This window comes from Streptomyces sp. NBC_00178 (assembly GCF_036206005.1).
Lineage (GTDB): Bacteria > Actinomycetota > Actinomycetes > Streptomycetales > Streptomycetaceae > Streptomyces.
In genome coordinates this window covers 3,701,865-3,713,516 of sequence record NZ_CP108143.1, presented here as the reverse complement: position 1 = coordinate 3,713,516, position 11,652 = coordinate 3,701,865, and the positions used below count along the sequence as shown (strand labels likewise).

10 protein-coding genes and 1 tRNA gene are annotated in these 11,652 nt (G+C 68.5%); 3 read left to right on the top strand and 8 right to left on the bottom strand.

The window, feature by feature from the left end:
- The first annotated feature begins 20 nt into the window (after positions 1–20).
- Entirely contained in the window at positions 21–749 is a 729-nt protein-coding gene (locus OHT61_RS16060) for a class E sortase (protein WP_329039066.1), read from the top strand.
- 88 nt (positions 750–837) lie between these two features.
- Here OHT61_RS16060 and pknB read toward each other — a convergent pair whose 3' ends face one another.
- From pknB to OHT61_RS16030, 6 genes are all read right to left on the bottom strand, one after another.
- Positions 838–2,823, bottom strand: coding sequence for a Stk1 family PASTA domain-containing Ser/Thr kinase (pknB, locus tag OHT61_RS16055; protein WP_329039064.1), 1,986 nt, complete (start codon positions 2,821–2,823; stop codon positions 838–840).
- Between the two features lie 168 nt (positions 2,824–2,991).
- Positions 2,992–4,449, bottom strand: a complete 1,458-nt coding sequence (locus OHT61_RS16050; RefSeq protein ID WP_329039062.1) for a peptidoglycan D,D-transpeptidase FtsI family protein — start codon at positions 4,447–4,449, stop codon at positions 2,992–2,994.
- Positions 4,446–5,846, bottom strand: a complete 1,401-nt coding sequence (locus OHT61_RS16045) for an FtsW/RodA/SpoVE family cell cycle protein (protein WP_329039061.1) — start codon at positions 5,844–5,846, stop codon at positions 4,446–4,448. The genes OHT61_RS16050 and OHT61_RS16045 overlap by 4 nt, the downstream gene beginning before the upstream one ends.
- Before the next feature lie 23 nt (positions 5,847–5,869).
- Positions 5,870–7,357, bottom strand: coding sequence for a Stp1/IreP family PP2C-type Ser/Thr phosphatase (locus OHT61_RS16040; protein ID WP_329039059.1), 1,488 nt, complete (start codon positions 7,355–7,357; stop codon positions 5,870–5,872).
- 129 nt (positions 7,358–7,486) lie between these two features.
- Positions 7,487–8,002 (bottom strand): FHA domain-containing protein FhaB/FipA, encoded by a 516-nt coding sequence (locus tag OHT61_RS16035; RefSeq protein ID WP_329039057.1) that lies wholly within the window; start codon positions 8,000–8,002, stop codon positions 7,487–7,489.
- Positions 8,003–8,012: 10 nt separating this feature from the next.
- Entirely contained in the window at positions 8,013–8,873 is an 861-nt protein-coding gene (locus OHT61_RS16030; RefSeq protein ID WP_329039055.1) for a DUF3662 and FHA domain-containing protein, read from the bottom strand.
- Positions 8,874–9,188: 315 nt separating this feature from the next.
- Between OHT61_RS16030 and OHT61_RS16025 the strand changes: the two genes are divergently transcribed.
- Positions 9,189–9,271 (top strand) — tRNA-Leu (locus tag OHT61_RS16025).
- Between the two features lie 741 nt (positions 9,272–10,012).
- Here the strand turns inward: OHT61_RS16025 and OHT61_RS16020 are convergent.
- Complete coding sequence (locus OHT61_RS16020; RefSeq protein WP_329039053.1) at positions 10,013–10,624, bottom strand: FMN-dependent NADH-azoreductase; 612 nt, start codon at positions 10,622–10,624, stop codon at positions 10,013–10,015.
- Positions 10,625–10,785: 161 nt separating this feature from the next.
- Here OHT61_RS16020 and OHT61_RS16015 point away from each other — a divergent pair, with 161 nt between their 5' ends.
- Entirely contained in the window at positions 10,786–11,130 is a 345-nt protein-coding gene (locus tag OHT61_RS16015; RefSeq protein WP_329039052.1) for a winged helix-turn-helix transcriptional regulator, read from the top strand.
- A 28-nt stretch (positions 11,131–11,158) separates the two neighbouring features.
- Here OHT61_RS16015 and OHT61_RS16010 read toward each other — a convergent pair whose 3' ends face one another.
- Positions 11,159–11,623 carry a MarR family winged helix-turn-helix transcriptional regulator gene (locus OHT61_RS16010; protein WP_329039050.1) on the bottom strand — a complete coding sequence of 155 codons (465 nt, stop codon included), beginning with the start codon at positions 11,621–11,623 and terminating at the stop codon, positions 11,159–11,161.
- Between the last annotated feature and the right edge of the window lie 29 nt (positions 11,624–11,652).

Below are 11,652 nucleotides of genomic sequence, written 5' to 3'. Positions count from 1 at the left end.
TCACGACAGGGGCGGGTGCGGTGGCAGCTGGGACCGAGCAGGACGAGCGTGTCGACGTGCCACCCCCGCCCGCGCCACGCGGCGGCCGCCATCCCGTCGCCGCGGCGGTGAGCCTCTTCGGCGAACTGCTGATCACCGCCGGCCTGGTGCTCGGGCTGTTCGTCGTCTACTCGCTCTGGTGGACCAACGTCCTCGCCGACCGTGAGGCCGACAAGCAGGGCAACACCGTGCGGGACCGCTGGGCGGGCGGACCGGGCGCCCTGGACACGAGGGACGGCATCGGATTCCTCCACGTACCCGCCATGAAGAACGGCGAGGTGCTGGTCGGGAAGGGCACCGGCACGACGAGGCTGAACAGCGGAGTGGCCGGCTACTACACCGATCCCGTGAAGTCGGCCCTCCCCTCCGACCCGACGGGCAACTTCGCCCTCGCGGCGCACCGCGACGGACACGGCGCCAAGTTCCACAACATCGACAAGGTGAAGAAGGGCGACGCCGTCGTCTTCGAGACCAGGGACACCTGGTACGTCTACAAGGTCTACGCGACGCTGCCCCAGACCTCGAAGTTCAACGTCGACGCGATCGCCGCCGTCCCCGAGGAGTCGGGCGTGAAGAAGCCCGGCCGCTACATCACGCTGACGACGTGCACGCCCGTCTACACGTCGAACTACCGCTACATCGTGTGGGGCGAGCTGGTGCGCACCGAGAAGGTCGACAGGGACCGTACGAAGCCGGCGGAGCTGCGCTAGCCCGCCTGGACGGTGCCGAGAACGACGGCAGGGCCCCGGTCACCTTCGAGGTGACCGGGGCCCTGCCGTGCGGCGTGAGGCGGTGTCCCTAGCGTCCGGAGGGGCCACCGAAGATGTTTCCGTCGCCGCCGCCCCCGATGGTGGTGAGGGTGACGGTGCTTCCCTTCGCCAACGGGGTGTTGGGGGCGGGATCGGACTGCATCACGATGGCGTTGGGCTTGTCGGACGAGTTGGGGGCCAGCGCGACCACCAGGCCGAGGCCTTCGAGCGCGGCCTTCGCGTCCTGGTACCGCTTGCCCTGGAGGTCACCCGGGATGGTCACCTGTTCCGGCTGAGCGGGGCCCTTGGAGACCTTGAGGACGATCTGCACGTCCTTGGCCTGCTTGCTGTTCGCGGGCGGGTTCTGCTCGATGACGGTTCCGGCGGGCTGATCCGAGTCGACATCGGTCCGCGACACGTTCGGGAACCCGACACCCTTCAGCTGGGCTTCGGCTTCCTCGAACGACCTGCCGACCACTCCGGGCACGTTCTGCGTCGACTTCTTGGCCACCGTGATCGTGACCTCGGAGTCCTTCTCGGCCTTCGAGCCGCCCTCGGGGTTCTGCGAGATGACCGTGTCCGGGGTCTTGTCGGACTCGGCCGTCTTGACGTTCACCGTGAAGCCCTTGTCCTCCAGAGCCTTGCGGGCGTCCTCCTCGTTGTCGTCCACGACGTCCGGGACCTCGACCTTGGGCGCGCCGGTGGAGACGACCACCGTGACCGTCTCGCCCTTGTTCATCTCCCCGCTCGCCGCTGGCGTCTGGCTGCAGATCTGGCCCTTCTCCTGGGCCGCGCAGGGTTCCTTCGCGCCGATGCTGAGCACGACCCCGGAGTTGTCCGCGAGTCCCTGCGCGGCCTCGACCGTCGACCCGACCATGTTCGGGACGTCGATCTTGCCGCCGTCACCGCTGTTGTTGTCGGTGAAGACCGCACGGCCGATCAGGATGGCGCCGATGAGCACCAGGACGCCGGCGACCACCAGGAGGATCGTCGAGGTGTTGCTCTTCTTCTGCCGGCGCCGGTCCGGGCGGTCGTCGTAGCCGTAACCGCCGTCGTCCGGGTTGACCGGGGGCAGCATGGACGTCTGGGCGCCGCTCGCGTCCGCCGAACGGAGCGCGGTGGTGGGCTGGTCGCTGTTGTAGGAGTTGTAGCCGCCGTAGCCCGCGGCCCCCATGGCGGCGGTGGCCGCGACCGGCTGGCCGTCGAGGCAGGCCTCGATGTCGGCGCGCATCTCGTCGGCCGACTGGTACCGGTAGTCGGGGTCCTTGGTCAGCGCCTTCAGGACGATCGCGTCCATCTCGGGCGTGATCTCGGGATCGAAGTTGCTGGGGGGCTGCGGCTCCTCACGCACGTGCTGGTAGGCGACCGCGACAGGCGAGTCACCGACGAACGGAGGCCGGACCGCGAGCAGCTCGTAGAGCAGGCACCCGGTGGAGTACAGGTCGGATCGGGCATCCACCTGCTCGCCCTTGGCCTGCTCCGGGGATAGGTACTGGGCGGTGCCGATGACCGCGGCGGTCTGGGTCATGGTCATGCCGGAGTCACCCATGGCGCGGGCGATGCCGAAGTCCATGACCTTGACCTGGCCGGTGCGCGTCAGCATGACGTTCGCCGGCTTGATGTCACGGTGCACGATCTGGGCGCGGTGCGAGTACTCCAGGGCCTGGAGGATGCCGACCGTCATCTCGAGGGTCCGCTCGGGCAGCAGCTTGCGGCCGGAGTGCAGGAGTTCCCTGAGCGTCGACCCGTCGACGTACTCCATCACGATGTAGGGGATGGAGACCCCGTCGACGTAGTCCTCGCCCGTGTCGTAGACGGCGACGATCGCGGGGTGGTTGAGCGATGCGGCCGACTGGGCTTCACGGCGGAACCGTGCCTGGAAGGACGGGTCGCGGGCGAGATCGGCCCGCAGCGTCTTCACAGCGACGGTGCGGCCGAGCCGGGTGTCGTGGGCGAGGTACACCTCGGCCATGCCACCACGGCCGAGCACCGAGCCCAGCTCGTACCGGCCGCCGAGGCGACGCGGCTCTTCCATAACTGATCCAGCCCTCTCCGTCAGTCCCGACCGCACCCGTGTGTGGTCCGGCGGTGCGCTGTTCGCGCATACGCTACCGGGCACGGCCGGTGCGATCGGCCCGCACCCTTCAGCTGATATCCGACCGGTATGCCAATGCGCGGGTGTGGACAGAAGTTGTGACGAGTGTCACTTCTTTCCGTCGAGTACCGCCTGCATCACGCTCTTGGCGATGGGCGCGGCCAGACCGCCACCGGAGATGTCGTCCCGGTTGGCGTTGCCGTCCTCGACCACCACGGCCACGGCGACCGGGGAGCCGCTGTCGGTCTTGGCGTACGAGATGAACCACGCGTACGGCTTCTCGCTGTTGTTGAGGCCGTGCTGGGCCGTACCGGTCTTGCCACCCACGGTGACGCCGTCGATCTGGGCGTTGGTTCCCGTGCCGGTCTTGACCACGGTCTCCATCATCTGCTGGACCTTCTGGGCGTTCTCCGCGGAGAGGGGCTGGCTGAGCTGCTCCTTCTCGTGCGTGTAGATGACGTCCAGGTTGGGGGCCTGCCGCTGGGCGACCATGTACGGCTGCATGAGCTTGCCGTCGTTGGCGATCGCGGACGCGACCATGGCCATCTGCAGCGGTGTGGCGCGGTTCGACGCCTGGCCGATGCCCGCCATGGCGTTCTGCGGCTGGTTGTCCTTGGGGTAGATGCTGGCGTCGGCGCGGACCGGTGTGAAGACCTCTTTGTTGAAGCCGAACTTGCCGGCCTGCTCCATCATCTTCTCGTTGCCGAGGTCGTGGCTCATCTTGCCGAACACGGTGTTGCACGACCAGCGCAGCGCCTCCCTGAGGGACGCGTCCTTGCAGGGGATGCTGCCCTCGTTCTGCAGGAGGTTGGTCGACTGCGGGAGGCGCCAGGGCAGCGGGGAGTCCGTCTTCGCGTCGATGTCGGTGTAGAGACCGTTCTCGAGCGCGGCGGAGGCGGTGACGACCTTGAACGTCGAGCCGGGCGGGTAGGTCTCCCGCAGGGCCCGGTTCAGCATCGGCTTGTCCTTGTCGTTCAGGAGCTTCTGCCGGGCGTCCGAGTCCTTCAGCGAGTTGCCCGCGAAGACCGAGGGGTCGTACGAGGGTGTGCTGGCGAGGGCCAGGATGGCCCCGGTCTGCGGGTCGAGGGCCGCGACGGCCCCCTTCTTGTCCCCGAGGCCCTTGAAGGCGGCCTTCTGGGCGGCGGCGTCCAGGGTGGTGACGATGTTGCCGCCGGTCTTCTTCTCGCCGGTGAACATCGACAGCGTGCGGTCGAAGAACAGCTGGTCGCTGTTGCCGGTGAGGATGCCGTCCTCGAGGTTCTCCAGCTGCGTCGAGTCGAAGGCCTGCGACGAGTAGCCGGTGACGGGCGCCCACATGGGGCCGTCCTTCCAGACCCGCTTGTACTTGAAGTCGCTGTCCTTGGTCTCGACCGAGCCCGTGACGGGTTCGCCGTCGACGATGATGTTGCCGCGCTCGTGGGCGTAGCGCTCGATCTGGACGCGGCGGTTGTGCTCGTTCCCGTTCAACTCGTCGGCGCGGACGTACTGGATGTAGTTCGTGCGGACGAGCAGGGCGAGCACGAGTACGCCGCAGAAGATCGCGATCCTGCGGAGCGGCTTGTTCACGGTCGGACCACCTGGGTCATTTCGGCGTCCGGGGACGGTGCGGGTGCAGGTGCGGGGCGACGGGCGGTGTCGCTGATTCTGATCAGGATGCCGATGAGCGCCCAGTTGGCGATGACGGACGAACCGCCCGCGGCGAGGAACGGCATCGTCATACCGGTCAGAGGGATGAGCCCCATGACACCGCCGGCGACGACGAAGACCTGGATGGCGAAGGAGCCCGACAGCCCGATGGCCAGGAGCTTTCCGAAGGGGTCGCGGGCGGCGAGCGCCGTGCGGACCCCGCGCTCGACGACGAGGCCGTAGACGAGCAGGACGGCCATCATCCCGGCGAGGCCCAGCTCCTCGCCGACGGTGGCGAGGATGAAGTCGGAGTTGGCCGCGAAGCCGATCAGGTCGGAGTTGCCCTGGCCGAGGCCGGTGCCGAGGGTGCCGCCGGAGCCGAAGGCCATCAGCGACTTCGCCATCTGCTCGCTCGCCGCCAGCTTGCCCCAGCCCGCGAACGGGTCGAGCCAGGCGGTCACACGCTGCTGCACGTGCGGCTCGAACGTCGCCACACCCACGGCACCCGCCCCCGACATCAGCAGGCCGAACACGATCCAGCTGGTGCGCTCGGTGGCGACGTAGAGCATGACGATGAACATGCCGAAGAACAGGAGCGAGGAACCGAGGTCGGTCTCGAAGACGAGAATCAGGATCGAGAAGGCCCAGACCATCAGGATCGGTCCCAGGTCGCGGCCGCGGGGCAGGTAGAGGCCCATGAAGCGCCTGCTCGCCAGGGCCAGGGCGTCGCGCTTGACCATGAGGTAGCCGGCGAAGAAGACCGCGATGATGATCTTCGCGAACTCTCCCGGCTGGATCGTGCCGACGCCGGGGATCTTGATCCAGATCTTGGCGCCGTTCACCGCGGGGAAGAACATCGGAAGGATCAGCAGGAACAGCGCGGCCAGCATCGAGATGTAGGTGTACCGCTGCAGGATGCGGTGGTCCTTCAGCACCAGCAGGACGATGACCAGCAGGGCCACACCGGCGGCCGAGAACAGGAGCTGCTTGGAGGCGGCCGCCACGAAGTTCGGCGTCTGCTGGAAGCGCTCCGACTGGTCCAGCCGCCAGATGATGGCCAGGCCGAGACCGTTCAGCAGGGTCGCCAACGGGAGCAGCAGCGGGTCCGCGTACGGCGCGAATCTGCGTACGGCGAGGTGCGCGACGCCACCCAGCAGGGCGAGGCCGAGCCCGTACCCGAGCATGCCGGCGGGCAGCTCGCCGTTGATGGCGAGGCCCACGTTGGCGTACGCGAACACCGAGATCAGGACGGCGAACGCGACAAGGACCAGCTCGGTGTTACGGCGGCTCGGCGCGTCGATCGCGCCGATGGTGGTGGTGTTGGTGACAACGCTCATGGTGCTGAAGGCCCCCTACGGCTTTACTGCTTACCGCACTGCGGGACCAGCTTCTTCTCTTCCTCCGAGAGGCTGGGGCCGGGAGTGGGAGTAGCGGTCGGCTTGGTCCCCTTGGCGGGGGACTTGGCGGAAGTGCTGTCGGTCGTCTTGTCCGCGTCCTGGTCCTTGGCGGCATTGGTGTCCGCTTCGGCCGCACGGCGCTGCGCGTCCTTCTTGCAGGCGGAGGCCTGGGCTTCGAGTTCGCCGACCTTCTTGCGCGCATCGGACAGGCTGCCCTCGGCGATCGTCGCCTCGACCTGCTTGCGCTGGTAGGGCGGGAGGTACTTCAGTTCGATCTGGGTGTTCTCCTCGACCTTCGAAAGAGACACCCAGGCGAGATCCTGGCTGATGCCGCGGTACAGGGCGACGTTGTCGTCCTGCGCGCCCACGTAGAACTGTGTCTGGGTCCAGCGGTAACCGCCGTACACGCCGCCGCCGATGACGGCCAGCGCCAGCACGATGTAGAACGACCGCTTCAGCCACCTGCGGCCACCGCGGGGCTTCACGAAGTCGTCGTCGGTGTACGCGTCGAAGGCGTCGTCCGGACCCGCGCCGTAGCCCATGTCGTCGCCGCTGCCGGGAGGACCGAAGCCCCCGGCGGGGGGCGGCACGGTGCGGCCGAGACCGGCCGCGCGTCCCGCCGGCGTCTCCATGGCCCTGCCGTCGTGCGCGTGCGCGGCCTGGTTCTCCGCCACGGCGCCGACGACGACCGGGGTGTCGTTGAGCTGCCCGGCCAGGGTGTCGTTGCCGTCGACGTCGAAGACGTCCGCGACGATGCAGGTGATGTTGTCGGGTCCGCCGCCGCGCAGGGCGAGCTGGATGAGGTCCTGGATGGTCTCCTGCGGGCCCTGGTAGCTGGCCAGGGTCTCTTCCATCGTCTGGTGCGAGACGACGCCGGAGAGTCCGTCCGAGCAGATCAGGTAGCGGTCGCCGGCGCGGACCTCACGGACGGAGAGGTCGGGCTCGACGTGGTCGCCGCTGCCCAGGGCCCGCATCAGCAGGGAGCGCTGCGGGTGGGTGGTGGCCTCTTCCTCGGTGATCCTGCCCTCGTCGACGAGGCGCTGCACCCAGGTGTGGTCCTGGGTGATCTGCGTCAGGACACCGTCGCGCAGGAGGTATGCGCGGGAGTCGCCGACGTGCACGAGGCCCAGGCGCTGACCGGTCCAGAGCAGGGCGGTGAGCGTCGTGCCCATGCCCTCCAGCTGGGGGTCCTCCTCGACCATGACGCGCAGCTGGTCGTTGGCCCGCTGCACCGCCGTACCGAGTGACGTGAGGATGTCGGAGCCGGGCACGTCGTCGTCGAGCTGGACGAGCGTGGAGATCACCTCGGAGCTGGCGACCTCACCGGCCGCCTGGCCGCCCATGCCGTCGGCGATCGCGAGAAGACGGGGGCCCGCGTAACCGGAGTCCTCGTTGCCTTCCCGGATCATGCCCTTGTGCGATCCGGCGGCGAAGCGCAGGGACAAGCTCATGCGCACCTCGCCCGTCGGTTCGGGGTACAGCCGGTCTCGAGCCACACTGCCCACCCTCCGGTCGGGAGCCGCGCCGGGTCCATCGTCAGGACCGCAGCGGCTCGCTCGCTCCGCTCGCTCATTGTCGTACTACTTCCGCAGCTCGATGACGGTCTTGCCGATGCGGATCGGCGCGCCCAGCGGAACAGGTGTCGGGGTGGTGAGCCGGGTCCGGTCGAGATAGGTGCCGTTGGTGGACCCGAGATCCTCGACGATCCACTGGCCGTCACGGTCCGGGTAGATCCTGGCATGCCTGCTGGACGCGTAGTCGTCGTCCAGCACGATCGTCGAATCGTGAGCCCGGCCCAGGGTGATGGTCTGCCCCTGGAGCGCGACCGTTGTGCCCGTGAGGGTGCCCTCGGAGACCACCAGCTTCGTGGGAGCCCCCCGGCGCTGGCGCCCGGGCTGCTGGCGCTGCTGGGGCGGCGCCGCCTGCTGTTGGCGGGCCTGCTGCGGGCGGGTGTCACTGGCGGTGCGGCGTGAGCCGCGCTGCGTGACACGCGTACCGAACAGGTCGCTGCGAATGACCTGGACGGCCACGATTACGAATAGCCACAGAACAGCCAGGAAACCTAGCCGCATGACCGTAAGGGTCAGCTCTGACATTGCCCCCGCTTCACCCTTCGGCTTGCCGGTAAACGATGGTGGTACTGCCCACGACGATCCGCGAGCCGTCGCGGAGCGTAGCGCGGGTGGTGTGCTGCCCGTCCACCACGATGCCGTTGGTGGACCCGAGATCCTGGATCGTCGAGGGCGTTCCGGTCCGGATCTCACAGTGCCGGCGCGATACGCCGGGGTCGTCGATCCGCACATCGGCGTCGGTGCTTCGTCCCATCACCAACGTCGGGCGGGAGATCTGATGGCGGGTGCCGTTGATCTCGATCCAGCGTCTGACCTGGGCGTCCGGCGCGGGGCCGGAGGCGGCCGGCGAGCGCCAGTCGCTGGAGGGCCCGCCCGGCCGGCCCGTGCCCGGCGGCGGGGCCGCGGGCATGGGAGGGGCTGCGGACGGCGGGTATCCGTAACCGCCGCGGCCCTGAGGGGCGCCGGGCCGGTTGGGCGGGAGGTCGGGGGCGGGGCCGGACTGCTGGCCCTGCTGTGACGAACTCGACGCCAGGGTCCTGCTGCGGACGCGGTAGAGACCGGTGTCGAGGTCGTCCGCCTTCTCCAGGTGGACCTTGATCGGCCCCATGAAGGTGTACCGCTGCTGCTTGGCGTAGTCGCGCACGAGGCCCGCCAGCTCGTCGCCGAGCTGTCCCGAATACGGGCTGAGGCGCTCGTAGTCAGGGGTGCTGAGCTCGACGATGAAGTCGTTGGGTACGACGGTCCGCTCGCGGTTCCAGATCGTTGCGTTGTTGTCGCACTCGCGCTGGAGAGCTCCCGCGATCTCGACCGGCTGCACCTCGGACTTGAAGACCTTGGCGAAGGTGCCGTTGACCAGACCTTCGAGACGCTGCTCGAAACGCTTCATGACTCCCATGGGGCACCTCCTCCGGTGTCGTCATCGCTGTACTGCTTACTGATCGTATCCACGCGTCGGGAAATCGGCTGGTTCCCCTTGTCTGCACAGTGGATGAGTGTCACCCCTCACACGGATCGTAGAGGTGGCCTCCTGACAGTGTCCCGCACTCCGGGTGCACTCAGGAGGAGTGGGGGCGGGCTTCCCGCGTTCCCGGTTCCCTCCGTGGGTCGGCCGAAACAACGGATGTGAATCCACCCAGTCCAGCGTGCTAATCTTCCGTTTGTCGCCAGGCGCTCGCACCGAACAGTGAGAGAGTCTGGAAACACCACTCATGCGCGAGTGGCGGAACGGCAGACGCGCTGGCTTCAGGTGCCAGTGTCCTTAGGGACGTGGGGGTTCAAATCCCCCCTCGCGCACAACGGGTAGGCGCTTGCGACTGCCAGGTTGGTTCGACAGAACCCCCGCACCGGAGAGATCCGGTGCGGGGGTTCTTCGTTATGCGGGCAGGGCGTTGTGCGCGCGGGGCCGGGCGCGGATGCAGGCGATCCGGCTCAACCTGCCGTCGGGGCGCACGGCGGGCTCCGGGGCGGGGGCCGCCCGGTGGCCGGCCTGCTTCAGGTTTCCGGCGGGAGAGCAGGGGAGTCGCTGGTGCCGGCCGGGGGCGGCGCGAGAGCTGTCTCCGCGGGGGCGAGGGCTGCTTCTGCGGGAGTCCGGGCCCCGGCGGGTGTCCGGGGCTTCATGGGTGCCTGAGGGGCACGGCTTCACGGGTGTTCGAGGGGCACGGCTTCACGAGCGTCTGAAAGTCACGGGTGTCGCGGAGACGTAGGGGTCGCGGCGTCGGCGGAGTCGCGGGAGGTTCGAGCATCTTGCCGCTGTGTCCGTGCGTGTCCGGGATCAAGCGAGCGCGCGGTCAGGGGGCGACGGTTGAGGCGAGGTGTGTTTCACGTGAAACGTCGCTTCCGTAGGGAAGGAGCCGTTTCGTGCGGCCTGGTCTGTGAGTCTTCTCGCGGCGGGCTCTGTGGGTCGATCGCGGGCGCGCAGGGGGTGGCCTGAAGGCCGGCCGGGGCCGCACCCGGGAAATGGCGCCGTCCACCATCCCGGCGGGGGCGTACGCGCTGTGCGGGATGGCGGACGGGGCGGCACTCGGGTCAGCCGCGTCAGGCGGCGAGGCGTGCTGCGAGAGCCTTCGCCTTCTCCGAGGCGTCCGTGAAGGCCTGTGCGCGGGACGCTTCCGCGAGAGGGATCAGCTCGGCCATCTCGGGCTTGGAGTGGGCCAGGGTCAACTCCGGGACGATGAAGTCCACTTCGGCGCCCAGCATGCCTGTGAGGACCTTCTCCAGGTAGTTCTGGACGAACTCGAAGTCCGCACGCGGGGTGCCCGGGGCGTACGAACCTCCGCGGCTGGCCACGACGGTGAACGGGGTGCCCGTGACGGGCCCCCCGGGGCCGGAGTTGTGGCCCACGATGATGACCTGGTCCAGCCAGGCCTTCAGGGTCGACGGGATGGAGAAGTTGTACATCGGTGCGCCGATGAGCACGGCATCCGCGTTCGCCAGCTCCGCGGCCAGCTCTCCGCGCAGCGCGTCGTCCGCGCCGGCGACGGTCGCCGCGGCGTCCAGGTGCGGCAAGGGGTCGGCGGCGAGATCGCGGTACACGACCTGGCCGTCAGGGTGCTGTTCGCGCCAGGCGGCGACGAAGGCGGCGGTCACGTCGCGGGATGCGGAGCCCTGGGGGAAGACGGCGGAGTCGAGGTGCAGCAAGGTGGCCATGGGGTTCTCCATAGGGAGCGGGGATGGGTGCGGTGCCCGTGGCGTGATCGAAGAAGGCGGACGATCACCGCCGAGCGTGCCTGTTTTTCTGTATGTAGCTATTGATAACACAGCTACTTACTTTTCGTAAGTCCATCACGGCGGCGCAGTACTCTGGAGGCATGGCGGATCACGGTGAACAGGCCTGTCGGCGGGTCGATGTGGGGATCTCGCGCGTCTTCGAACTGTTCGGGAAGCGCTGGACCGGGCCGATCGTCTCGGTGCTGATGCGCCAGACGGTGCACTTCGCGGATCTGCGCCGCGCCATCCCGGGCATCAGTGAACGCATGCTCTCGGACCGGCTCGCGGAGTTGGGAGCGGCCGGGCTGGTGGTGCGTGAGGTCGACGAGGGTCCCCCGCTGCGGGTCGCGTACCGCCTGACGGAGGCAGGGGCCGCGATGGAGCCCGCGCTCAAGGAGTTGGGGCAGTGGGCGGACGTCTATCTGCCGGGGTCGGGGCGCTGCTGACGGGTCGGCCCGTGTCGCCGCGTCCCTGTTACGGGGCCTGGTCCTCGCCCGCGGAGTTGTAGCGCAGGAGGTAGTCGGCGAACCGGGCGAGATCGTCCGACGTCCATGAGCCGAGTCGCTCCCGGTAGGCGTCCCGGCGGCTGGCGCGGGTCGAGGCGAGCGCCGCACTTCCTGCCGCTGTGGGGCGCAGTACCTGGATGCGCTGGTCGTCCGGGTCCGGATGACGCTCGACCAAACCCATCTTCTCCAGGGCGGCGACCTGTCGGCTGACCGTCGACTTGTCCAGCATGTAATGCGCCGCGAGATCCGTCGCACGGCAGCCGTTCCGGTGATCGATGTGGGCGAGCAGTGTGTAGGAGACCAGCGGCAGGTCCGGGTGGAGGCGTGCGGCAGCCGCCCGTGCGCGGCGAGCGAAAGCGGTCAGCTCCCGCTGGATGAGGTCCAGGGATTCCTCGCGTCCCCAGGGGGCGTTCGCCACGGTGACACCTTTCATGGATTAATTGTATGTTACAACTAGATTGG

Excerpts from the sequence above, each read along its gene's own strand:
- OHT61_RS16030 (WP_329039055.1), bottom strand. The coding sequence starts at position 8,873 with ATGGGAGTCATGAAGCGTTTCGAGCAGCGTCTCGAAGGTCTGGTCAAC.
- OHT61_RS16015 (WP_329039052.1), top strand. The coding sequence starts at position 10,786 with ATGGCGGATCACGGTGAACAGGCCTGTCGGCGGGTCGATGTGGGGATC.
- OHT61_RS16045 (WP_329039061.1), bottom strand. The coding sequence starts at position 5,846 with ATGAGCGTTGTCACCAACACCACCACCATCGGCGCGATCGACGCGCCG.
- OHT61_RS16040 (WP_329039059.1), bottom strand. The coding sequence starts at position 7,357 with ATGAGCTTGTCCCTGCGCTTCGCCGCCGGATCGCACAAGGGCATGATC.
- OHT61_RS16035 (WP_329039057.1), bottom strand. The coding sequence starts at position 8,002 with ATGTCAGAGCTGACCCTTACGGTCATGCGGCTAGGTTTCCTGGCTGTT.
- OHT61_RS16020 (WP_329039053.1), bottom strand. The coding sequence starts at position 10,624 with ATGGCCACCTTGCTGCACCTCGACTCCGCCGTCTTCCCCCAGGGCTCC.
- OHT61_RS16010 (WP_329039050.1), bottom strand. The coding sequence starts at position 11,623 with ATGAAAGGTGTCACCGTGGCGAACGCCCCCTGGGGACGCGAGGAATCC.
- pknB (WP_329039064.1), bottom strand. The coding sequence starts at position 2,823 with ATGGAAGAGCCGCGTCGCCTCGGCGGCCGGTACGAGCTGGGCTCGGTG.